General features: G+C 59.4%; 27 protein-coding genes and 1 pseudogene. 14 read left to right on the top strand and 14 right to left on the bottom strand.

Features of this window, described 5'->3' with window-relative positions; all coding sequences use genetic code 11:
• Positions 1-15: 15 nt before the first annotated feature.
• The 7 genes from NU688_RS31410 to NU688_RS31440 all read left to right on the top strand — a co-directional run bounded on the left by NU688_RS31410 (position 16) and on the right by NU688_RS31440 (position 3817).
• On the top strand, positions 16-474 hold the full coding sequence (locus NU688_RS31410) for a hypothetical protein (protein ID WP_257864789.1): 459 nt from the start codon (positions 16-18) through the stop codon (positions 472-474).
• A 57-nt stretch (positions 475-531) separates the two neighbouring features.
• Positions 532-966, top strand: a complete 435-nt coding sequence (locus NU688_RS31415) for a hypothetical protein (protein WP_257864790.1) — start codon at positions 532-534, stop codon at positions 964-966.
• A gap of 57 nt (positions 967-1023) precedes the next feature.
• A complete protein-coding gene (locus NU688_RS31420; protein ID WP_257864792.1) occupies positions 1024-1380 on the top strand; it encodes a hypothetical protein in 357 nt (118 codons plus the stop codon).
• Positions 1381-1494: 114 nt separating this feature from the next.
• Positions 1495-2070, top strand: coding sequence for a hypothetical protein (locus NU688_RS31425; RefSeq protein ID WP_257864793.1), 576 nt, complete (start codon positions 1495-1497; stop codon positions 2068-2070).
• Positions 2071-2142: 72 nt separating this feature from the next.
• Positions 2143-2499 (top strand): hypothetical protein, encoded by a 357-nt coding sequence (locus tag NU688_RS31430; RefSeq protein WP_257864794.1) that lies wholly within the window; start codon positions 2143-2145, stop codon positions 2497-2499.
• Positions 2500-2585: 86 nt separating this feature from the next.
• Complete coding sequence (locus NU688_RS31435; protein ID WP_257864795.1) at positions 2586-3062, top strand: SMI1/KNR4 family protein; 477 nt, start codon at positions 2586-2588, stop codon at positions 3060-3062.
• 122 nt (positions 3063-3184) lie between these two features.
• Complete coding sequence (locus NU688_RS31440; protein WP_257864796.1) at positions 3185-3817, top strand: SMI1/KNR4 family protein; 633 nt, start codon at positions 3185-3187, stop codon at positions 3815-3817.
• A gap of 271 nt (positions 3818-4088) precedes the next feature.
• Here the strand turns inward: NU688_RS31440 and NU688_RS31445 are convergent, their stop codons facing one another.
• Positions 4089-4580: a hypothetical protein gene (locus NU688_RS31445; RefSeq protein ID WP_257864797.1), complete on the bottom strand. Its 492-nt coding sequence runs from the start codon at positions 4578-4580 to the stop codon at positions 4089-4091.
• A 568-nt stretch (positions 4581-5148) separates the two neighbouring features.
• Between NU688_RS31445 and NU688_RS31450 the strand changes: the two genes are divergently transcribed.
• The gene (locus NU688_RS31450) at positions 5149-5418 is read left to right on the top strand and encodes a hypothetical protein (protein WP_257864798.1); all 270 of its coding nucleotides are present in this window, start codon (positions 5149-5151) and stop codon (positions 5416-5418) included.
• A gap of 46 nt (positions 5419-5464) precedes the next feature.
• Here NU688_RS31450 and NU688_RS31455 read toward each other — a convergent pair whose 3' ends face one another.
• The 11 genes from NU688_RS31455 to NU688_RS31505 form a co-directional block, all read right to left on the bottom strand.
• Positions 5465-5914 (bottom strand): SMI1/KNR4 family protein, encoded by a 450-nt coding sequence (locus NU688_RS31455; protein ID WP_257864799.1) that lies wholly within the window; start codon positions 5912-5914, stop codon positions 5465-5467.
• 98 nt (positions 5915-6012) lie between these two features.
• Complete coding sequence (locus NU688_RS31460; RefSeq protein WP_257864801.1) at positions 6013-6420, bottom strand: hypothetical protein; 408 nt, start codon at positions 6418-6420, stop codon at positions 6013-6015.
• Positions 6421-6575: 155 nt separating this feature from the next.
• Positions 6576-6866, bottom strand: a complete 291-nt coding sequence (locus tag NU688_RS31465; protein ID WP_257864802.1) for a hypothetical protein — start codon at positions 6864-6866, stop codon at positions 6576-6578.
• A gap of 488 nt (positions 6867-7354) precedes the next feature.
• Positions 7355-7855, bottom strand: a complete 501-nt coding sequence (locus NU688_RS31470; protein ID WP_257864804.1) for a hypothetical protein — start codon at positions 7853-7855, stop codon at positions 7355-7357.
• A gap of 95 nt (positions 7856-7950) precedes the next feature.
• Positions 7951-8400 (bottom strand): SMI1/KNR4 family protein, encoded by a 450-nt coding sequence (locus NU688_RS31475; protein ID WP_257864799.1) that lies wholly within the window; start codon positions 8398-8400, stop codon positions 7951-7953.
• A gap of 130 nt (positions 8401-8530) precedes the next feature.
• On the bottom strand, positions 8531-8881 hold the full coding sequence (locus tag NU688_RS31480; protein ID WP_257864805.1) for a hypothetical protein: 351 nt from the start codon (positions 8879-8881) through the stop codon (positions 8531-8533).
• A gap of 171 nt (positions 8882-9052) precedes the next feature.
• Complete coding sequence (locus tag NU688_RS31485; protein WP_257864806.1) at positions 9053-9469, bottom strand: hypothetical protein; 417 nt, start codon at positions 9467-9469, stop codon at positions 9053-9055.
• A gap of 330 nt (positions 9470-9799) precedes the next feature.
• Positions 9800-10189: a hypothetical protein gene (locus NU688_RS31490; protein ID WP_257864807.1), complete on the bottom strand. Its 390-nt coding sequence runs from the start codon at positions 10187-10189 to the stop codon at positions 9800-9802.
• A 10-nt stretch (positions 10190-10199) separates the two neighbouring features.
• Positions 10200-10661, bottom strand: coding sequence for a hypothetical protein (locus NU688_RS31495; RefSeq protein WP_257864808.1), 462 nt, complete (start codon positions 10659-10661; stop codon positions 10200-10202).
• A gap of 202 nt (positions 10662-10863) precedes the next feature.
• Entirely contained in the window at positions 10864-11430 is a 567-nt protein-coding gene (locus NU688_RS31500) for a hypothetical protein (protein ID WP_257864809.1), read from the bottom strand.
• 172 nt (positions 11431-11602) lie between these two features.
• A complete protein-coding gene (locus NU688_RS31505; RefSeq protein ID WP_257864811.1) occupies positions 11603-11923 on the bottom strand; it encodes a hypothetical protein in 321 nt (106 codons plus the stop codon).
• A gap of 192 nt (positions 11924-12115) precedes the next feature.
• Between NU688_RS31505 and NU688_RS34115 the strand changes: the two are divergent.
• Positions 12116-12292: pseudogene (locus NU688_RS34115) on the top strand (DUF2188 domain-containing protein); the annotation flags it as partial.
• A gap of 186 nt (positions 12293-12478) precedes the next feature.
• Here NU688_RS34115 and NU688_RS31510 read toward each other — a convergent pair.
• Complete coding sequence (locus NU688_RS31510) at positions 12479-15079, bottom strand: AAA family ATPase (RefSeq protein ID WP_257864813.1); 2601 nt, start codon at positions 15077-15079, stop codon at positions 12479-12481.
• A 514-nt stretch (positions 15080-15593) separates the two neighbouring features.
• On the bottom strand, positions 15594-16214 hold the full coding sequence (locus NU688_RS31515) for a hypothetical protein (RefSeq protein ID WP_257864814.1): 621 nt from the start codon (positions 16212-16214) through the stop codon (positions 15594-15596).
• Between the two features lie 359 nt (positions 16215-16573).
• On the opposite strand from NU688_RS31515, the gene groES reads away from it, so the two are divergent.
• The 5 genes from groES to NU688_RS31540 all read left to right on the top strand — a co-directional run bounded on the left by groES (position 16574) and on the right by NU688_RS31540 (position 23091).
• On the top strand, positions 16574-16864 hold the full coding sequence (groES, locus tag NU688_RS31520) for a co-chaperone GroES (RefSeq protein ID WP_042579050.1): 291 nt from the start codon (positions 16574-16576) through the stop codon (positions 16862-16864).
• A 51-nt stretch (positions 16865-16915) separates the two neighbouring features.
• Positions 16916-18568 carry a chaperonin GroEL gene (gene groL, locus NU688_RS31525; protein ID WP_013539664.1) on the top strand — a complete coding sequence of 551 codons (1653 nt, stop codon included), beginning with the start codon at positions 16916-16918 and terminating at the stop codon, positions 18566-18568.
• A 253-nt stretch (positions 18569-18821) separates the two neighbouring features.
• Complete coding sequence (locus NU688_RS31530; RefSeq protein ID WP_257864815.1) at positions 18822-19373, top strand: sigma-70 family RNA polymerase sigma factor; 552 nt, start codon at positions 18822-18824, stop codon at positions 19371-19373.
• Between the two features lie 73 nt (positions 19374-19446).
• A complete protein-coding gene (locus NU688_RS31535) occupies positions 19447-20544 on the top strand; it encodes a FecR domain-containing protein (RefSeq protein WP_257864817.1) in 1098 nt (365 codons plus the stop codon).
• 126 nt (positions 20545-20670) lie between these two features.
• A complete protein-coding gene (locus tag NU688_RS31540) occupies positions 20671-23091 on the top strand; it encodes a TonB-dependent siderophore receptor (RefSeq protein ID WP_257864819.1) in 2421 nt (806 codons plus the stop codon).
• Positions 23092-23115: the final 24 nt, after the last annotated feature.

The raw sequence follows: 23115 nt of genomic DNA on the forward strand, positions 1-23115 counted from the left end.
CTGAGCAGTAGACCTATGACTAACGAAGCAAAGTCCAGCGGACAGAAGATTCGGGCCATTCGCCCCGTCACGGCGGTGTTGATTGGCGCGGCGGTCGGCAACGCCTTGAGCTACGTCGTCCTCTTCATCTTTGGGCTAGTTTTTCTGTGGGTGCTTGTCGCCCACGGTGTGCCCGGGAATGAATCCTATGCCCGCGCGTATGAGTCCACTTCGTATCTTCTATTCGCCCACGTTGTCGGATTTCTATGCCTCTTGCCCGGCGGCCTATGGGCGGCAAAGCTAAGCGAAAGCTCGCACATTCGAAACGCCGTCGTTGCTGGGGCGCTGGTGGCAGCGTTTGTGCTGCTCGGCAATCTTGTGCCGTATTCCCTGCCCATCCCGCTTTGGTCCAGAGTGGCGTCCGTCGTGCTGCCTGTGCCAGCATTCATCCTTGGTGCGATGCTGCAACGACGCTCTGAAGCGCGTGTGCACTGACTCGGGCAACAATCGGCCAACTTCGGACATCCAACCCCACCCTCTGATTCACCAGCGATGAGTCAAATCTGTGCCTTCGCGAACGTCCGCATTTCGCTCCCTGCGGGTTGGTTCGACATCAGCGACGACCTGCTCGAAGGAACCCCTCCTACCCTGGCAAAGCAGGACGGTGTCGGGGCGCTTCAGTTCTCCGTGGCGAGGTACCGCTCCGGCGCCCATCCGGAAATCAGCCCCGAGAACCTCGACGCGCTACTCGAAGAGTTCGCCGAAACTCGAATGTTGGGAGCCGCCGCAGGCATCGAGCGAGGCAAGTCGACAAGCCACTACGTCGGCGCGACCTTCTCGCACGGCGGAGACCTGCTTCGTGCCTGGTATTCGACCAATGGCTCGGACGTGGCCCTTGTTACCTATGTGGCGGAGGCCGGAAGCCGCAATGCTGCGGTCGAACTTGCGGAGGCCGGTGTCATCGTCAGGTCTATCGACTTTGACTGATGGTGCCGTCCCACCGGCAGAATGCGGCCAGGAACAGACATTCAGGCAAGGCTTCCCATGTCATCAGCACTCGCCTTCGACGACCACATTTGTTGGGGAACCAGCACCGCGATTCACGACATCCTCGCGAGGGCGGCTTCGATTGCGTCTGAGCGCTATGGGGCTAGCAATCCGGCGGCGAAGTTACTTGCACGAGAGCTAGCAGAGTATTGGGGAGGCAAGGTCGTCACGTTGAGTGAAGCCAATCTGTCTGCCGATCAGCTTTTTGAAGTTCTCACCGCAGCGCGCAATCAAGCTCTTGCGAGTGGTGAATTCACTGAGCTGGGCCAGAGGTGGCTCGCTGAAGCAATGGCGACGTTCTGCAAGGAAGTGGAAGCGGCTACCAAGATATCAGGACGAACTGGGCCTCAGTAATCCGGTGCCGTATGGCTCCGGACGCACTTTTTGCCTTCGCAACCATGGCAAGATTCGGCCATGACCGGACATTCGGTACCGTGCTCGAGCTCAAGAAATAGATACTTCTCCACGATGAAAAATGAGCCACGTCAGGAAGGGGTCGACCCTTTTGGTGAGGACGATCCGAATAGTTCGACGCCTTGGTTGATCGCTGGTCACCCCGATGATGATTGCTCCGCGGTGAGGCAAATTGCTGACGGTTCAATGCCGATCTTGAGTGCGTTCTATGACCAAGATGTAGGCGAATGGTGCTTTATGACAGACGAGGAGGTTTTGCCCGAGGATCGTGTGGAAGCAAGGCTTGGGCATATCGTGAAAGGGGATCCAAGCCTCCTTGGACTCGCCGATCTTCCACCGGGCTGGCTTGCAAGGCGTGATAGCAAGCGAAGCCGCTGGATCTACGAGTCGATTCCAGAGACGATCGCCACGTATGCGCCCGCGCGTACGCTCTCCAGCAAGGATTCGGCAAGTAACCGACCGATTGCACTTCGCCTTCTTGCCGCCGCCATTTTCTCCTTGGCAATTGGCTTTGTTTTCTTCCAGTTGGGTTACTCCGGGAGAACGGCCATCGTTCTTGCTACCGGAGTGTTTCTTGCGGTCGGCTTTGTTCTCGTGGTGTCCGTTACAAAGTTCGACGAAGGGCCGTGACCCACGAGCTGCGGCATCCGGCCAGTAGCGGTCGACCAACTAGGTCGTGAAATTGCATTCCGGAAGGACGCCATGAGCATTGGTTTGATTGTCGAACGCCAACCTAGAGAATCCACGATAGGTGTTGACGAATGGTTGGCCCTGCTCGCCAAAGATTCGGAGCTCAGGCACCGCCATCAACCCTACTGGGCGACCAATCCTTTGACTGGGCACCAGATCAAGATCAACGTCGGAGAAGCCGACGCCGAGTTCCTTCGGCACGAGCAGTGGGAGCCGTTCCTGCGTTTCCAGCGAGGAAAACTTGTGACCGAGTACTCCGATGAGTTGGCGAATCCTGCCGATTTGCGGCGACGAAAGATCGTTGAGATAGCAGCCAACCTTGGCGCGCGCATTTGTACGGACGTCGACGACGAACCGTTGGATTGGTAACAGGTGCCGCGCTCGGCCACTAGCTGTCATTCGCGAGACCGTCTGTTGGACCTCCGGAAAATCGATAGGCACAAGAATTAATCGCCATGAACGTCAGCGAATTTATTTCCCACATCAAGTGCTCAGGTGCGCCAACTGACCCTGGCATCATCGATGACTTAGAGTTTGAGATTGACGGTGGACTGCCCAGCGAATACCGGCAATTCTTGAACCGGTGCAACGGAGGCTACGTGAACGGCAGCTTAGGGTTCGAATCAGGAGGTAAGGCTGGAACCGTGACCATACATGCCGTTGGCGGTGGCGAGCACGGCTTGTGGCTGACGAATCGCCGCGAAGACTTTTGGGGGCGCATTCCCGAGCAACTGCGATGGATCATGAGCGACCCATTCGGCAACGGATTCTTGCTTGGGGTAAACGGCGACGCCCGAGGAAGGATTTATTTCTGGTTCATGGAGGAGGAGCTAGGCCAAGCACCGGATGCGCCCCTTTCCAATCGGACGGACATTCAATTGATCGCCAACTCCTTCGACGACCTGTTGGTTGGCCTTCGGCATAGAGCCTGAGTGCAGGACTTGCAACAGCCGAACAGCCGGTCTGAGGGGCCAGTTTCTCTCCGACTACAGTCGGCCAATAGCCGACTTTCACAGGTTCGGTCTCCGTTGGAAATAGAAAAAGGAAAAGGCCCGTGGAAGCAGAAGCGATCGTTGCGGATTGGAAGCGCCGACTGGTTGCCATGGCAGAAAACCCCCCTTACGTTTTCAGTCGAACGCCTCAAAACCTGATTGAAGAGTATCAGTCGAACGAGATAGATTTCATCGGATTCACTGAAGCCGAAATCTTGAAAGCTGAGTTGCTTCTGCGGGGGAGATTTCCTGCTGTTTTTCGCGAATATCTTCTCCAGATGGGGCGCTCGCCCGGACGTTTGTTCAGAGGCAGCGAGCTGGCTAATTTGGTGGAGCTTGAAGAGTTTCGTGTCAGCGCCGAAGAATTGATAAGAGAAACTGACACATCTCTAGCCCTGCCTCCAAGTGCAGCGGTCTTCTTGTTTCATCAAGGCTACTGCTTTACTTATGTTCTAGCAGACGGCAGCTTTGATAGCTCACCGATGCAGTGGATCGAGCAGGATCGTGAGCCAACCTCGGTGGCAGCCACGTTTGCAGATATGGTGAGCGCTGAACTGCAACTGATGGAAGAGAACGATCTGAGCTCGCATAAGTCTGGGGGCTATTGGCTCACCGTCTATCCTGGGGGCGCGACACACGAACATCGTCCTGCGCGGGCGAGCGGCGTACGACCATTGGACATGGTTCCTCGCTGACAAGCTAGCTCGTCGGCATCGACGTCAGGCCCGGCGTGAAACGCGTTTCGTAGGCCTTGTTCAGCCTCCCAACTGATCAAACGCTCGACCTCAGCTGTCGAACGACTCCGTCGTGATCGGAAGGGGGCGCCTGTCTGTGCTCCACTGGTGACTGCATTCGGGCCGCAGAGCAATTGACCCCTAAGCGTCTGCTCTCGGCGAGGCTGACCGACTCCTTCGGGCCCACTGCAGTCTCTCGCCTTGCTCCAGAGCAGTCATTCGCCGCTGGCATCTACGGACGCCGTCCACGTGCGCCTGCGGCCTCCGAGAACACATTCCAATAGGCAGCAAGGTAGGGGTTCTTTTGAGAGAGCTGCTCAATCCGCTCCACGACGCTCTGGTCCAATCTGACCCTATCCCAAAAAAGCGCGGCTCGAATTCGCGCGTCTTCAAACACGCCCTTCTTGGCGGAGCGGTTGAAGCCACAGAAAAAGTAGATCCTGTCTAGCGCTGCACCAACAACGTTGTCGTCCACGTCCGAAAGGGCGTCGATCAGCACTTCGCTCTCGTCGACCTTAGATGGATGAAGGATGCTGACCAGGCATCCGCGCCAGCTAGCTGGCTTCGTCTTTGCAGAGCGGAACAACACTGCGCGGTCTTCTGCGTTCAGCCTGGAGAGAAGCTCTTCACCGTCTTCATAGGCGTACTCACCCCAGTCCATTGAGTCCGGATCGGACTTCGTCAAAAGAGCATCGAGCTCGACACCTGCGTTGGACTGCTGCATTGGAATGTCTGGTGCTGGCCAGGAGCTGCGGTCAAACCGACCCGCGTAGAACCGCCACAGCCACCTCGTAGGCAAGCTGCTCCGCTTCGCCGGTGCCAGGACTGTCACTCGGGACCACCTCGATTGCTTCGACCTCCAACGTCCCGTTCAACTCGTGATTCGCTCGGGCCACGCCGGCAAGAACCTCATCGCGATGAGCCGCTAGGTCGAATCTCGCGGTCGGACCTTCGCCTTCGCCCAAGAGTCGAATCATGTGTGGCCCCGGCGCCGGCGTCTTCCCGAACCGCAGGGAGACCAGGACCGCGGTCGGCCCACTGGTGCGCTGCGCGCGATACGAAACGGAGCGGTGGACGTTCATGAGGGTGATGCGGAGTGACTAACTGGCGCGAATCCTGCCATACCCGCGAAGGTCCGATCCTGGCCGACTGTAGCCGGTTGCGACCGGCGGAGCTTTGGGCTCAAGCCGGAAGTAGCCGCGACTCGACGAAACGCCGCCAAGCGGGCATTAATTTGGACTGAGGCCGGTGACGAACGCTATCCTCTCCCTCCCAACCGAGGAGCTACTGACATGGGTGCTAGCAAGATTCGCTTTAACGATGTTCGCTATCGACAGGGATTCTTGGAAGTCACCAATATTCACCCTGGTCACATCAACATCGAGACCTGGGAAATTCATCCTGATCTCGACATCTCCGAAAAGCAATTTGACAACAAAGCGATCACCGACGAGTGTGTAGTGGCGAACACGGAGATCGAGTTGAGCGTCGAGCAGGCAAAGTCATTGGTTGCAAGCCTCGAAGCCGCTATCGCGAATGCCTTAGAAAGCGGACGTGGTTGAGCGGCAGGTAGTGGCCGACTGTAGCCGCTCGGCAGTACAACGCTTTCTAAGCTGGCACCACGGCAGAGATGCCGTCCGCAGCAGCCCGCTTTAGGAAATCAAAAAATCCCGACGAAACGCACACCTCATCAGACCCGGGGCCATGGACGAGGACGGTTCCGAATGTCGGTCCGTCGGCACAGGACAAGTAGAAGCGGAGGTCGGAACCATCGTCGGAAATGGGCACTAGGCTCGCGCAAAGTCCGTCACGTCGCCTCGTCAGTTGGGAGCGTAGGTCAGTCCAAATAGGCGGTTCGCCTTCGACGTAGGCTGGCACCAGCCCGTAGATCTCAACGCCTGGCAGAAGCGCAGCGCCGTACCTCAAGAGAAACGTACGGTACTCGGACGGAAAGGTCAGTTCGTGCTGATGCTCAACCTCCGAGATGAATTCTTCGGCGACCGGGCCTGAGAAGTCACCCTTTTCGAGAAGCGCCGCGACAGCTGCGGGGAAGTTCATTGTTGTCATGCCAGGCGTTGAAGACGAATTGACGGGCTGTTGGGAATGCCCGGTATTGGCCGCATTCTGCCTTCCGGTAGTCCCAGCCCCGCTGGGGGTCACCAACCAACGTGGGCAAAGCCTCCCTCATGATGAAAAACGGTGAGGCCGGAAATCTGAGGCCACATGAATACCACGTCTCCATCAAACATAAACTGAGACGAAAGGTCCACCCTTTGACGCAGTTCTTGGACCGGGCAGCAAAGCAGTTCGCCGCTGATGAAACTCTCGTCGGTGATCACGATGACCTCACCCGGCGGGAAAAGCTTTCCGGCGAAGATCAAATCGAACAAGTCGGTCTTTCCGTACCGCGCCCCTGTCTCCTCCCAATCTGCGATGGTGAGGAATTTGTATGTGAGCCCTTCGCGCTCCGCGGCTTCAAGAATCGAGTCGGGCTCAAGGGTTGCACCGGGAAGTATCCGTTCCAGCAAGGTGCGAGGCAGTGACAAAGAGCTGTTCATCTTCATGTTCAAGGCAGCTACCGATTGCGAATGTCCGCTTGAGAGCAAATTGGCCGGAGTCGGTGAACGGCCGGTTCTGGCCGACTGTAGCCGGTCGTGCTGTCGTCTCGAGCGGGCCCGAAGCCGACCTTGGCGAACCGCGCAAAGCGGACGCTGAAAAATTACTTCGGAGTTCCCACCTCAACTTGCCGAATTGATGCGTTCAATATTTCAGGAGGAGGCTGTTGGTGATAGACACGGAGATTTCCCTGTTCGGCAGCAATCATCGCGCCAACCAATGCCCCTCCGATCGCGCCACCTGCAACAGACGCACCAGTTGCCGTTGGTGAATTCAACGCCAGTTGCATTCCAATTGCTACAGGATCTGGGGATTCTGGTTTACCGGTGCTCGCGGCCCGAGGCTTCACCTGGCCTAGGTAGACGTAGAGCTGTTTGTTCTGCACGGTCGCCATCGGGACAAACAATCCGCATGGCTGCTCAAAGACTTTCCCCAGCGCCGGGCGCTGGTCATCGGCCGAAACCGCAACAGCTTCGTAACTGAAGCATCCGGAGGGGCCTCGAAAGTAGGTTCCCTCCGAGCTTTCGTATTCAGCGACATATCGTCCCGAAGCTATGGTCCCTCGAAAGGTAATGGGCCGGAATGGTGCCTCTTGGTATGTCCACTCCACGGACTTTGCAAGAACTAGCTCACCTGGTGGGTCAGGCCTGCGTAGAGCAGCGGGATTGACGCCAGAACAAGCTGCTGTCAGGGTCACTAGCATGCTCACACATGCGCCACGCCGTACTGAGAGGGGAATATGGAGAGTTACAGACACCAGAATTGACCGTATCGCTTGTTGAAGCTTTGGGGTTGAAGTTCTAAGGCCGCTATTGGCCGAAAGCGCCAAGAGTCAATACTGTGCCAAGGGACCTCTAAGCTCCCAAGGCGGCATTTCGGCCCTCAGCGATGGCATTGTTCAAGAATTCCTCTGACTTGATCTTCACGCCCCTCCTCCATGCCTAAACGCCATGGGTAGGAGGTCTTGTAGGTACCCGGGGGCGCCTCTGGATCGGGGACCACATGAAAGATCATCCGCTTTCCCTCCAGGTCATTCCGCAGTTGCCCGGTCATGAAGAACCCACCTCCAAAACGGAACTGAATGCTGCTCGGAGGAGCGCGATCTTTGGAATAGATAACCGTCTCAATCTTTACGGTCGCCTCAACCGAAGTACAGAGATCAAGACTCGTAGCATCTGGGTCAAATGGCTGACATGCTCCGGCGATTTCTTGCGACCGTACCAAACGAAAGTCGCTGCTGATGCCGATTGCGACAAGTGTGGCACGGCAAAGAACCTCCTCGCTGCTTGCGTGCGGCGGAGGGAGGATGGCAAATGCAGATGAAGTGACTACCGCGACGAGGGCTACCAACGCGCTCTTGGAGAAGCTAAGCATTGTCTTCATCTTGGATGACTGTAAACGGGGTACCCGAGAAATTGGGCGAATCAGTCGAACGTCAGGTTCTGGCCGACTGTAGCCGCTCGGCAGTACAACGCTTTCTAAGCTGGCACCACGGCAGAGATGCCGTCCGCAGCAGCCCGCTTTAGGAAATCAAAAAATCCCGACGAAACGCACACCTCATCAGACCCGGGGCCATGGACGAGGACGGTTCCGAATGTCGGTCCGTCGGCACAGGACAAGTAGAAGCGGAGGTCGGAACCATCGTCGGAAATGGGCACTAGGCTCGCGCAAAGTCCGTCACGTCGCCTCGTCAGTTGGGAGCGTAGGTCAGTCCAAATAGGCGGTTCGCCTTCGACGTAGGCTGGCACCAGCCCGTAGATCTCAACGCCTGGCAGAAGCGCAGCGCCGTACCTCAAGAGAAACGTACGGTACTCGGACGGAAAGGTCAGTTCGTGCTGATGCTCAACCTCCGAGATGAATTCTTCGGCGACCGGGCCTGAGAAGTCACCCTTTTCGAGAAGCGCCGCGACAGCTGCGGGGAAGTTCATTGTTGTCATGCCAGGCGTTGAAGACGAATTGACGGGCTGTTGGGAATGCCCGGTATTGGCCGACTGTAGCCTGTCGCGCCGCCGTCGTGAACGGGCCCAAAGTGGACCGTCGATGCCACCGCCATCGCTATCAAATTGCGGGCGACATGAACGCAACTCGAAGAGTTGCTCCGTATTGAAGTGCCGCTTGGAGGATCTCCGGCGGCACATGAAAATCTGCCCAGTTGCGCAACGTGTGAATGCTGATGGCGAGCTCGACTGCACGGTATCTTCCCGGTATTACCTCAGCAATCCAACGGAGACTCGCGCTCACATCATCCAGTTTGCAATCGACTACGCGATAGATTTCTCGGGGACTTGGACCCGGGGTGGCACCGCCCCTTAGATGAAGGAATTTTTCGCCAAACAGTTTGTATGCGGCATCGTGCAGACCACGCACCACGACCATATACGAAACGACATCTGCAAAAGAACTGCTCATCTTCTTGGCACCTAGTTACGTTCAATGCGTCCCGCTGTGAATGTCCGGTTGTGGCCGACTGTAGCCCCACGCAAGGTCGGCGCAAACGGCCCAATGCAGTCTCCCGCCTTGCCCCAGAGCAGTCATTCAACCCGTGCGCCTCTCGGTTGAGTCCTGTAAAAACGTGTTTGGCTACCACCTGGAAAACTGAACAGCAAGCGACAAGCGCGCGGAAACTTCGAAGGCCCGGCAAAGATCGTGGAGGCAGAGATAGCGCCAACCATTGCCCGCCCCCCACTTAGCCTGCACCTGGTTGAGGCCGGCATCAAAATCAAAGTCGGGGCCTTCTTCTGGTGCTAGGCCTCCCAGTTGGGCGCAAAGCTCATCTCGGTAGGCTTGAACTGACGGGTGAAGGAGCGCCGCATCGACGTGCGTAATCTCGAATTCGTTGAGCGGTGCGGCAATTAGCGCCTCGAGACGTGCAAAGGCTTCAACGACAACAGCATCATTCCCGAGATATTCACGCAAACCAATCGCAACGCCACTGAGGGCAGAGCAACTCTTGTCACCCCCGCTGAAGTCGCCACACATGACATCGATTCCGCTCATGTCAATCCTTCATTGTCTACACCGTTAGTTGAACGACCGCGCCGGGTTTCACGAGAAATATGGATAACCCATTGGCAGTAGATCATTTCCATAACTTGGTCAGTGTGCACGCGCTTCAGTTTCGGCTATTAGGTCTTCGTGCTCGGAAACAAAAATCACGTCAGCCATCCCTTCCGTTGCGAGTCGACTGGGTGTGTAGGTCTCGGGCCACAGGTGACTGCAGGACCCTGCTGACTGAAACTGGAGCGACGTATCGAAGGTCCGGAATTGGCCGACTGTAGCCAGTCATGCAGCCGTCGTGACTGGGCTCGCGGCGGACATGCGATGTGATCAGATCCACTGCCGCTCATAGGCTGCGACGTGCTCAGGAAACAACGTCTCATACGCCGGGTAGGCAATGCCCAAGACGTTTACCTCGATGCTATCGGGGCCGTCGTCGTAATCCATGATGCCTACGCCAGCACAGACGAGGACCGTTTGGTCTTCTATTCGAACTGTCAGGACAAGGTGGGTCTGGTCAGCGTGATTCGAAATGCATTCGGCACGGATAGTCGAGTACCCAGGGGCCGGCCGAAACATGCCAGACGCAACGCCCATCGGAGGGTCGCCCAACTCTAAGCTGGAGTATCCCACCAGCACCTCGTGCGCATAAATTGAGAACATTGGCATGTAGGTCCCTAGTCTTTCTGCGATGCCCGCTTCTGGGCCGGTGGCTGACATTTCTTGATGCTTAGTTGGCGGGTTGAACCGCGTCCTTCGGCAACCAATAAGCGCGTTTCGGCGGCGGGTCCCCAATCTTCATCATGCTGCTGCCGGGACCAGCGTCGAACACAGTAGCTAGTGCGTTCTTTTGCACTCTCGTGCAGTGAGCTATCGCCTCCCCGACCGTCGCTACACTGGCCTTTGCACGCAGGCGGTCGAGCAACACTTTGTCGTCCCCGGCGAGTCCAGGCTCACCAGTTGTTGGCGAAATGTTTGAGGTGCCTTTTGTGGCAACCAAGACGCCAATCATCAATACGACGAAATTAACGTACTCGGCCTGTGCAGGGGATTCGCACCCATAGTAGATATCGACCGGCCCGCCCTTGGTCAGAACACGTGAGCCGCTTGAGCAAGCGACTTTCGAGCAATTCTCGACAGCATGCGCTTGCAGAGCAAGTGCAGCGAGCGCGGCGATAAAGAATTTCTTCATGAGTTTCGGTGTTCGCATTTGACCCGGTGGCAAAAGAGACAAGCGGTCCTTAGGGATTGTTGGTCCTAGTCCGGTTCATTTGCACGCGCTTCGGTGAGATGCAGGTCCAACTCGGCCTGAACGTGTTGCAAGGACGCTGCAAGCGTCTGCTGTGCGGCGAATTGGAAGGCGGCAGCGAATGACTGGTTCTGGCCGACTGCAGCTACCCAACGTAAACCGGACCCTCCGGCGCAAGGGTGAAAAGATTTCGACCAAACGGCTTTCGACTCTCCAACTCCACTCTTGAGATAAAGGATTCAATCTTCTCGCTGACCAAGGCCGAACAGTCCTCTGCAAAGATGACTGCAGAATCTCTTTCTGAGATAAGCGCACAAAGGCTATCGGAGCCTAGTTGCTCCGAAAACCACTGGTAGAAACCGTTGTGAAAAATAGCGGCCGAGGCTAACCAATGACCATCCAAAAATATAGCCTTGCCGCCGTCGTCAAATTCGCCCACACCGACCTTCAGTTGTCCGCCTGAGAGCTGGGCACCAAGATTCCCCATCGCCTTCGCCCAAGCCTCATCGTCAGATATCCCAGATTTCTCAAGCTCATTTGGCGTCACGTTGCGCACCGCTGACCCCAAGTCCAGAGAGAGCATCACGATGAGGTTAGGTCCAAGATCAAGATAGCTACATGCCCCCTCACCAAGCTGGATGAGATAGCTGCGGGGTACCACGGAGGGGAAAAGAGCGTCTACATCGAGCATGATTGCTAAAGGGTTGAGCATGGATGACTTGAGGTCCGCAGCAAGAGGCGGCGGGGTAGAGCCTACGTCGAAGATCCAGTTCAGGCTGCCGCCGCACACCGATTGTTGTCCTGGCTTCAGTCAGTGCGCACACGCTCACGATGGCTTAGTTGGGAGACAGCGACAAAGGTCGGCTTCTGGCCGGGTTCTGCCTCTAGAGCTCGAACGTTCCCTTGAACTGCTCAGGCCAAACGACCACGTACTTCTCGCTCGCCTTTAGGCGCTTTACGACCAGCGCTTCCTTCAGCACTCCGCGAAGCTTAAGGAAGGCGTAGACGCGCTCCAAAACTGGCCCCCACGTGCCCGTTGGATAGATGAAGATGTTGAACCGACCTTGGCCGATGTCGTGGCCATCGACCTCAGCGAAGCTGTTCTGAGAGAAGGCCTGCACGAGTGTTTCCTCCACATGTAGCAGCGCGTCGAGGCTCGTGGACGCAGTTATGGGAAGCTGGACGATGAGCTGATTGCGAGGCATGCGAAGGATAATTGTGTGCGAACTGGCGGCTCGGGTCGAACGTCCGCTGCTGGCCGATAGTACCCATTCGAGAGAGCACACGAACGTCGGCAACCAGTCTGAAGCAGGCACCCTGACGGAGATCGCTCGCGACGCCGGAGTCACGTTGACACTCAGATATCGCCGGATTGACGAATCTGAAGTTACCTCCCAATGATCGTGGCTTCAAGACGAGAGGAGTGCTTTCCCACGGCAAAGAACGATCGGACGGTATTCAAGCGCGCAGATGGCAAATGGGTCGACAAGCGCGATGGCGCTTCTCGTTCCGCCCAGGTTTATGACACCCAAAAAGAGGCGGCAAGGGACGCGAAGGAGCGGCTGCTGAACAGCGGCGGGGCGAGCTCAAGATTAAAGGTGAGGGCGGCAGGATTCGCAGCAAAGACGCGATTGGCAAGCCCGACCCACTTCCACCAAAAGATAGAGAGCATTGAACATGGCGACGGCGATCGTGCAGCGAACTCTGGCACTCGAGCCCGAGTACATCTGATTTTTCAGGCGACGGCTGCGCAACTTCGGTCAGTGCTTCTTCTCACGTCGGGCCACGACAGATTTTCGCCAAGCCTCCAACTCGTTGATGTCAGTCACCATCTCTTCGGGCGAGGGCGGCGCAACGTTGGCTTCTTGGGCACCATCGTGGCCAGTGTAGTTGGAGCACTTCGACATACCCGCGGTGATTGCCGTCACGTCTTCTGACTCGACAAACACCTTCTTCAAACGGTTCGTCTCTACGCCTTTGCGGAAGCGCAAAACCACCTCGTTGAGCAGGACCTCCTCAACACCTCGCTCCCATGCCATGCGAAGGTCGTTGTAGAGGTCCCTGGCGAGGAGACGGTAGCCGGCTTGATCCCCCGCCTTGTGCCTTCTCGCACATTCGACCTGCTTGTTGCGCAACATGCCAATGCGCTGAGAGACGTTCGCGCCGGCGAAGGGCAAGGCCTCCTCGGCAACACCGAATCCTTCGGGCGTCTGGTTTAGGGTGAGTGCTTTCGGGACAAGTCCCAGCGCTGCAGCTTCGAACATGAGCACATTGAGGAAGAAAATGTCGTGGGTAAAGACTACAACCTGCCGTTCTTGAGCCTCGGCCGCGATGCGTCGAGCAACGCGCTCCCGACGAGCGTGATCGAGCGAGGAGACGGGGTCATCGAAGACGATGCCACCCTTCCCTTTACTGAGCTTGACTTCGGCAAGGAAGGCAGCAATGGCAATGGCGCGCTGCTCGCCTTCGCTCAAAATATCCTGGGGAACAGCGCCACTCTCGGACTTCAGGACGAGCTTGAACGTGGTCTTGGCCTTGGTAGAGGAGGGCTGCATGGCGACGCTAATGCTGTTCACACCAAGCGCCAAAAGTTCTTCGCTCAATATTGCGGCGACCTCCTCGGTGGCCATGGTACTGGTCAGTTCGGTCGACTTGCGCGAGATAGCCGTCGTGCTGGTCGCAGTAAGGCACTCGGCGAGCTTCGTGCTCAGGATGAAGCGGTCGACGGCTTGAAGTGCCACAGTCTTGAGATCAGACAGCTGGCGTCGAGCTTGAAGCTCCGCCAGGTCCTTTTCCATCTTGGCCCGGGCGGCGGCATCCTGGGACTGATCGAGCTTGAGTGCTGCCTCGCGCCAGCCGACAGCAATCAGACTGAGCGTACTGCGGGGGGTAGCCGGGACTTCAGGAATCCGGTCCCAAGTCATACCAGAGTCAGCCTTGGCGGCTTCACGAACGGCGTCACGGCGATCCCTCAGCGCCTTCTGGAAGGTTCTGCAAGCGGCCACCAGCTCGGGGTTGGCCTCAAAGTCGTGGGCTAGGCTCTCATCAAAATTGAGGTCAAGCGGAGCGTCCACAACGGCCTTGAAGGCTGCAATCGCCTCCTTCCGGGCCTTCTCTGCGGCCCTTGTGGCTTCGCCTTCGATGAACTCGTCGAAGGCAAGCAGGCGAGCAGCGCCCACCTCACCGATCGGGTTCTGGCAGAGCGGACACCGAACATCGTCGGCAAGGCGCGGGAAGGCTCGAACGGTGTGGGAGGTTGCGCAGAACTGGCGGGCCGCCTTGAACATCTCCAACCACGGGTCATCGCCCGTACCTTCGAGGGTGTCCATCTCCTTGAAGCGCTGCGCCACAGTTTGGGCGACGCCCTTTGCTTGGTTGGACTTGTCGACCAAGATACGGAGACTGTCGATCTTGGGCTGTGCAACGATGGCTACAGCGGCGTCGAGTCGTTGCGTCAATGCCTCAACACGAGTGGCTTTGACGCGCAATTCGGTAGCGCGTCGCATGGGATCGGCTTCGCCCAGGATTTTGGTGAGACTTTCGAGCTGCGCCAAGTCCTGTTCCGACAGGGTCGCCAGACGCTCGATGTCTTCCTTGCTGGTCTTGGCGGACAGGCTTTTTGCAAGAAGGCCTGCCTGGGTAGGGCTGAGGGCAAGCCTAGCGAACGGTTCCACGCTGGGCTTGGCCGCGCGCTGTTCTTGCTGGATACGCTCTTTTAGCCAAGCGCATACCTTGGCAAGGCCCTCCAGGATGTCGAGGCCATAGGGAACATAGGAAAAGTCGCCTTGGTTATCAACATACGCGCGGGCACATCGTGCGTCAAAAATCGCAATGCTGGAGAGTTCAGACGGCGAAGTCTTGCCGTCAGTCCATTGGTACTCGGTCACTTCGCCGTCAACGAGGACGTCGAAAACAGCGGTCGCGGCTTCTGCGAGGACCGGGTGCTTGTAGGCGTTGGGGCGAATCTGCTCCGATTGGTCGCGCGCGCGGCAAGCCTTCTTGAGTACGCGGGTGTACCCAGACTTACCAACGCCGTTGTCACCATAGATGTTGGTCAGCCCGATGGAGGCAAGGGGGAGCGTCTTTCCGGGTGCTAGCGCGTTGACGTACTGAAGGTTCTTGATTGCGGCGAGCTGGACGAGGGGCTGGCCGGCTTGGGGCGCGGCAACCTGCTCCTTGGTGAGCTTGCGAGCCTCGCGACCCATAAGGTCGGATATTCCGTGAGAGTCCTGAAGCAGCGCGAGGATGTCCTCGAGGTCATCGGCCGACGGTGTGGGCCGCTCGTAGAGCACGGCTACCGCATGCTGCTGCCAAGCAGGCAGTTTTTCGGCCCATTTCTGGATTTCACTGAGGATCGTCACTTCCGACTCCGGTGTTTGAGAAGCTACGGGAGGCCAAATGCCATAGGTGTCAATGCCGTGCGCCTGAAGTCTTATCTTTCGGTATTTCTAAGAACGGTCACCCTGCGGGAAAAAACATTATGTTGCAAGCGAGTGGGCTCAGGGTCCTTGAATAGCGGTGCAAAGCCTCGCTCGGGTCGACCTCCAGCCTGAGCTGGCGACCAGTCGCAAAAACTGTGCGGCTGCTGCCAGTTACCGATTCAACCGGTCGTTGCAACGGTCTGGCCGAACATCTCAGCCAGCAGCTGAGGGATGCTAAAGGGCACGTGGAGCCATACGACCTGTCGATCAGTCGTTTGAACGGCGCCTATACACAAATGGGAAGGGGCGCTTGGTCATATCCGGTGACCCTGTTTTGCGAAAAGGCGCCGGCTCCGAAGTTCTAGACTGCGATTGGATTTTGTTCACATGAAGTTCAACGACTGGCAACCAGTGCCGCGCAAGCGCTGATAGCGGCGACCAGCATGGCCTGGGGTCAATAAATGTCGCGATCCTGGTTCATCTCCCCGAGATAGGAATAGATGCCGTTGAGCATGAAGAACACGCTGTCCATGATCTCCCCGAGGTGCCGCACATTGACGTGGTGAAGGCCGGGCAGGGAGACCTCCCCCTTCTTGTTCGTTGGGTACCGGAAGGCGAACGACAGCGGATCGACGCTATCCAGCTGGCTGATGAAATCCTCGATGGCGGGGACTTCTTTGTCGCCGGGGCGGGGGTCTATCAGCTCGAGCAACTGGCGTAGCTCACGCCACATCGGCATCAACTTGTGGTGAGTGTCCGAGGTCTCGGGTTTATTGGCCAGGTGCCGAGCCTGCTGCAGCATGAGTTTGAGCTTCAGCTCCAACCCTTGGCGGTAGAGGAAGACCAAGGGGTAGACCACGCTGTCCAGGCTGGCCTGGCGAGCCGTGAGCGCGCGCAGGAGCGCATCGGCCGCCTCCTTATAGCCGGCTGCATATAGATCCCAGGGGAAGGGTATCCAGCCGAGCATCGCCATGTTGGCTCGATCATTGCCCTGGATGAAGAGTTTCTGCCCCGCAAACTCTGCAGGGGTCTTACTGGGCTCGAAGTCGAGCGCGTCGTCATTCGGATCGGTCATGAGGTGGCGCAAAAAAAGCGGACAGGGGACCCGCCGGGCCAGCGGATGGGGCGGCCTGCAGCAGCTGCTCGCTGCAGGTGGGCGCAAGTCTGCGCGATGACAACCGGCGCGTCGAGGCTTGCGACCGCTCAAGACCTAAACGAACGGTCGTGCAGTTCCGAGTTAGCTGAGAAGAGTTCAGATTTAGCTGAGAACCGACACCAGCAACCCCCAGGCCTTGAAAGGCCACGGATTGCCCTTATGATTAGCACTCGCTGATGATGAGTGCTAACAGCCCTCGCTCCCAGTCGATGGGTCGCCAACCTCCGGGTCCGGCGCCCGACCACAAACCCGTTTCTTATCCATATCCAGGAGATGCAATGAAACTTCGTCCTTTGGCCGATCGCGTGATCGTCAAGCGTATCGACAGCGAAACCAAGACCGCCTCTGGCATCGTCATCCCCGACGCAGCCGCTGAAAAGCCCGATCAGGGCGAAGTCCTGGCCGTGGGCCCGGGCAAGCGCACCGACAAGGGCGAACTGACCGCGCTGACCGTCAAGGTCGGCGACCGCGTCCTGTTCGGCAAGTACAGCGGCCAGACCGTCAAGGTCGATGGCGACGAACTGCTCGTGATGAAGGAAGACGACCTGTTCGCAGTCGTCGAGAAGTAAGCCTTCTCCCTTTCGATTCATTCAATCCAATCCATTCGGAGTCAATTCATCATGGCAGCAAAAGACGTAGTCTTCGGCGGAGAAGCCCGCGCACGCATGGTCGAGGGTGTCAACATCCTGGCCAACGCAGTCAAAGTGACCCTGGGCCCCAAGGGCCGCAACGTGGTGCTCGAACGCTCGTTCGGCGCCCCCACCGTGACCAAGGACGGTGTGTCGGTCGCCAAGGAAATCGAACTCAAGGACAAGCTCCAGAACATGGGCGCCCAGCTCGTGAAGGAAGTGGCCTCCAAGACTTCGGACAACGCCGGTGACGGCACCACCACCGCGACCGTGCTGGCCCAAGCCATCGTTCGCGAAGGTTTCAAGCTGGTGGCTGCTGGCATGAACCCGATGGACCTGAAGCGCGGCATCGACAAGGCCGTGACGGCCCTGGTCGCCGAGCTGAAGAAGGCTTCCAAGCCCACCACCACCTCCAAGGAAATCGCGCAAGTCGGCTCCATTTCGGCCAACAGCGACGAAACCATCGGCAAGCTCATCGCTGACGCGATGGACAAGGTCGGCAAGGAAGGCGTGATCACCGTGGAAGACGGCAAGTCGCTGGACAGCGAACTCGACGTCGTCGAAGGCATGCAGTTCGACCGCGGCTACCTGTCGCCCTACTTCATCAACAACCCCGAGAAGCAATCGGCGCTGTTGGACAACCCCTTCGTGCTGCTGTTCGACAAGAAGATCAGCAACATCCGCGACCTGCTGCCGGTGCTGGAGCAAGTCGCCAAGGCTGGCCGTCCGCTGCTGATCATTGCCGAAGAAGTCGAAGGCGAAGCCCTGGCTACGCTGGTCGTGAACACGATCCGCGGCATCCTGAAGGTTGTGGCTGTCAAGGCGCCTGGCTTCGGCGACCGCCGCAAGGCCATGCTCGAAGACATCGCCATCCTGACGGGCGGCAAGGTCATCGCTGAAGAAGTGGGCCTGACGCTCGAAAAGGTGACGCTGGCCGACCTGGGTCAAGCCAAGCGCATCGAAGTGGGCAAGGAAAACACGATCATCATCGACGGCGCTGGCGCTGCTGGTGACATCGAAGCCCGCGTGAAGCAAGTGCGCGTTCAGATCGAAGAAGCGACCAGCGACTACGACCGTGAAAAGCTGCAAGAGCGCGTGGCAAAGCTGGCCGGCGGCGTTGCAGTGATCAAGGTTGGCGCTGCCACCGAAGTCGAAATGAAGGAAAAGAAGGCTCGCGTCGAAGATGCCCTGCACGCCACCCGCGCTGCAGTGGAAGAAGGCGTCGTGGCTGGCGGCGGCGTGGCTCTGCTGCGTGCCAAGCAAGCTGTGGGCGACTCGGTCAAGGGCGACAACGCCGACCAGGAAGCCGGCATCAAGCTGGTGCTCAAGGCCATCGAAGCGCCCCTGCGCGAAATCGTGAACAACGCCGGCGGCGAAGCCTCGGTCGTGGTGAACGCTGTGTTGGCCGGCACCGGCAACTACGGCTTCAACGCTGCGAACGACACGTACGGCGACATGCTCGAACTGGGCATCCTGGACCCGACGAAGGTCACCCGCACCGCACTGCAGAACGCCGCCTCGGTGTCCTCGCTGCTGCTGACGACCGAAGCCATGGTCGCTGACGCACCCAAGGACGAGTCCGGCGCCGGCGGTGGCATGCCAGACATGGGTGGCATGGGCGGCATGGGCGGCATGGGCATGTAATTTCGCTCGCCCCCAGGCTGCGCGGCACTTCGTGTCCGCTGCGCCTCCCCCTACCGGGGGCAACACCTGCGGACCGGCAGAGCCGGCTCCGTGGTGTTTCGCGAAACAAGAAGCCCGTCTTTCGACGGGCTTTTTTATGGGCGCGAGCATAATCCCCGCCCTTGCGATCCTGAATCGCATCAGGTCAGCCACGCCATGTCGAAGCCAGCCTGCCCATTGAATTCGATCCATCCTTTCAGGACTTCGGCGGGCTGTGTTCGAGCGTTATTACCGCGAATTGCTGGGCTTTCTTTCCCGAAAAGTGTCTGACCGCAGTGTCGCGGCCGACATGACCCAGGAAAGCTACGCGCGCGTCTACGCGGCCCAGGCTTCGGGCTCGACCATCGGCGACCCGCGCGCACTGCTGTACCAGACTGCCCGCAATCTCGTGATCGACCACCAGCGCCACGGCGAAGTCCGCGCCGGCGTGGAACTCCCGCCTGCACAAGTCGAACCCGTCGAAGCGCACGCCTCCCGCAATTGCGAACCGGAGACGGCACTGGCCTCGCGCCAGGGCGTCTCGGCCCTGGTCTCGGTCATCGACAACCTGCCGCCGCGCTGCCGCGAGGCCTTCATGCTCAACCGCTTCGAAGGCCTTACATATGCCCAGGTCGGCGCGCACATGGGCATTTCAGTCAAGATGGTGGAGCAGCACATCAAGCATGCGCTGGATGCCTGTGAGCGTTGCCGCGCACGGTCCGCGGGCGAAGACGCTGCAGGCCCCCATGCTCCGCGCAAGAAACTGAATCGATCCCGCCACGAATGAACCGGGGATCTTCTTCCTCGACCTAGGGTATACGACGCCTTGTACGTCTACTCAGACAAGAACCAGCGCCTCCATGAGCAAACCACCCACCCCACCGGCCGACGCTTCGCGAACGCGCGAAGAAGCGCTGGACTGGTTTGTCCGCCGCCGCAGCGAAGGATTCAGTCCCCAGGAGGAAGAGGCCTTCCAGACCTGGCTCGCCGCCGATGTCACGCATCGCGAGGCGTTCGATCGCTGGCACGGCGAATGGCATGCCTTCGACGACATACCGCAGGAAACGAGAAACCTGCTGCAGCGCAGCCTCGCGTACGACAAAGCCATGGACGCCACCAGTCCGGCCGGCGCCGGCTTGGCGGCAGCCGAGCTCCGGCGTCCACCGGTCGAGACGCGAACCACACCATCGCGGCGCAGCATTCTGATCCCGGTTGGCGTCATGGCCGTCGTCGCAGCCGTGATGACGGGCTCGAGCCTGTTCGCCTGGAACCACTGGCAGGCCCGGCCGGTGTTCACGCAAGCACTCGCCACCCAGCGCGGCCAACAGATGGAGGTGCCGATGCCCGACGGCACACGCCTGCGGCTCGATACCGCGACACGACTGGAAGTTGCCTATTACCGCCAGCGCCGCGAGGTCAGGCTGCTGGAGGGTCAGGCGGCTTTTTCGGTGCAACGCAATCCCGAACGCCCCTTCCACGTATTCGCCGGGCCGGTTCGCATCACCGTCGTCGGCACCCGCTTCTTCGTCCGGCACACGCCAAGCATGCCCGGAGACGATGGCGTTCACATTGCCGTGGAGGAAGGCAAGGTACAGGTCGGACATGCGGCTGGGGACGCAGGAGTCTCAGGGGTCATCCTCTCGCCCGGGCAACAGGTTTCCAGCAACACACAGGGCGTGCTTTCCGCCGTCTCTCCCGTGTCCAGCGCAGGCGCCGCTCCCTGGCGTGAGCACCGTGTCAGCTTCGACAACCTGCGGCTTGACCGCGCGCTGGCCGAGTTGGCCCGGTACCGCGATCTGCAACTCGTGATCCGCGACCCCACCGTGGCCGCCCTGCAGATCACCGGCGTTTTCGATCCGCGGGACATGGCGACCTTTCGGCGCGTCCTGCCGGCATCGCTGCCCGTTCGACTGAAAGAGGCGGGAGGCGGCACCGCGGAAGTGGTCCTGGCGCGTTAGTTCTCTCCGGCGACCCGTCGCTTGTCGTGGGGGCGCATTTTCTTGAAGGTCCGACCTAGGGTATCCGGAGGGCAGTCCGTCTTCACGGCTAAGAGCCATTCGTTTTACTTCTGGAGGATCCGCTTCATGTCCCGCCCCCCGCTGCGCCCCGCGCTGCTCGTCCTTGCCTGCGCGCTGGCATTCGCCGCCGTACCGTCGCGCGCCCAGCACGCCGATGCCGAACTGCCGAACACGACCCTCCAGTTCGGCATCGCCGCAAAGCCGCTGAGCCAGGCCCTTGGCGACTGGGCCCTTCAGACGCGCATGCAGTTGATCGTCGAGCATGCGCTGGTGAGAGGCAAGACGGCACCGGCCGTCTCCGGCACCATGACGCCGCGGCAGGCCTTGAACCGACTGCTCGCGGGCAGCGGGCTGGCCTCCAGGATCGACGGCGCTGCGGTGATCGTCAAGGAAGCGCCGGCCCCGACATCGGAAGCGACCCTGCCCGCGGTGACGGTTGCAGCCACGGCGGAAGAAGAAACAGTCGACGGGCCGGTCCGCGGGTACGTAGCCAGGCGCAGTGCCAGCGCCACCAAGACCGACACGCCGCTCATCGAGACGCCCCAGTCGGTCTCGGTGGTCACGGCCGACCGCATGGACGCCATCGGCGCGCGAACGCTCGGCACGGCGCTGGGTTACACGCCCGGCGTCACGTCGGCGTACAGCGCCGACAGCCGCTTCGACTGGATTTCGCTGCGGGGTTTCACCAACTACACGCCCGGCAACTATTTGGACGGCATGCCGCTGCGCAACATGAACACCTGGGGTCTCTGGAGAACCGACAACTACGGCCTGGAGCGAGTCGACATCCTGCGCGGCCCCGCCTCTGTCCTGTTCGGCCAGGGCAGCCCGGGCGGCATCATCAACCAGACCAGCAAGCGTCCGACGGCCGAGCCGCTGCGCGAAATGAAGGTGGAGGTCGGCGACCACTCGCGGCGCCAGGTCTCGGGCGATTTTTCGGGCCCCCTGGACGATGAAGGGAAGTGGCTCTATCGCATCACCGGCGTCGTGCGCGATGCCAACCTGCCGATCGATGCCAAGGAAAAGGACAACCGGACCTATCTCGCACCGTCCCTGACATGGCGTCCGTCGTCTGACACCAAGCTCACGCTGCTTTCCCAGTTCCTGCGCGATCGTTCCGGCGTGGTCTACAACGCGGCGCCGGTCAAGGGAACGCTGCTGCCCAATCCGAACGGCAGGATTTCCGCCTCGACCTTTCTGGGAGAACCTGATTTCGACCGGTTCAATCAGGACCAGTGGATGGTCGGCTATCAGTTCGAACACCGCTTCAGCGATACCTGGACCGTGCGCCAGAACCTGCGCTATGGACGGTTGAAGGTGGACATGCGGCAGACCTGGCCAGGCGCCGGATTCATCACCGTCGACCCCGATAACCCAGCCAGCCCAGCCAACTTCCGCCTGTTCGACCGGGTGGCCTTCGGCAGCAAGGAAAAGGCAAAGCAATTCGTGGTCGACAACCAGGCCGAAGCCAAGTTCCAGCTCGGCGGCACGCAGCACACCACGCTGATCGGCCTGGAGCACCAACGCTCGCGCTTTGATCAGACAACCTTCTACGGTGGTGGCTTCGCGCCGATCGACGTATTCGCGCCGGTCTATGGTGGCCCGTACACCGTGCCGGACCCATTCATCTCCTCCGACACCACATTGACCCAGACCGGCATCTATCTGCAGGACCAGATCAAGTTCGGCGAGAACTGGGTTGCGACGGTGGGCGGCCGCTACGACAGTGCCGAGACCGAATCGACGGACCGCCTGACCGACACATTCACGAAGACCCGCAGCCACAAGTTCACCAAGCGCGCCGGGCTGGTCTACCTGGCGCCCAACGGCTGGGCACCCTACGTGGGCTACTCGGAATCCTTCACGCCGGTGCTGGTGATCAATCCGGACACGAAGAGCCCCTTCAATCCCGAGACCGGTCGCCAGTACGAAGCGGGCATCCGCTACCAGCCGCCAGGTACCAAGAGCAGCTACAGCGCGGCGATCTTCGATCTGCGGCGCAGGAACTACATCTCGTACACCCCGGATGTTCAGCCCAAGCAGACCGGCGAGGTCCTGTCGCGCGGTCTTGAACTGGAGGCACTGTTCCAGCCGATTCCGCGAATGAACGTGACGGCCTCCTACACCTGGATTCCGCAGTACAAGGTGATCGCCAGCAGCAACCCCAAGGAAATCGGCACGCAGCCCAATGCGGTCGCCAAGCAGCGGGTAGCGCTCTGGGTCGATTACCGTTTTGCCAATGGCATCAAGGCCGGTCTGGGTGTGCGCTATTCGGGCTCCACCCATGGCGAAGGCAGCGCGGCACCGGCCAAGGTTCCGGGCTACACGCTGTTCGATGCGATGCTGGGATACGACTTCGAGCGCTGGAGCCTGGCGCTCAACCTGCGCAACCTGACCAACAAGGCCTACTTGGGCGGTTGCGATGCCAACGGCTGCTCCTACGGCGATCTGCGGCAGGTGTCCGCCACGGCGACTTACCGCTGGTAGATCGCGGCGCTCCGACGAGCGCCG

The organism is Variovorax sp. ZS18.2.2, from assembly GCF_024701975.1.
Classification (GTDB): Bacteria; Pseudomonadota; Gammaproteobacteria; order Burkholderiales; family Burkholderiaceae_C; genus Variovorax.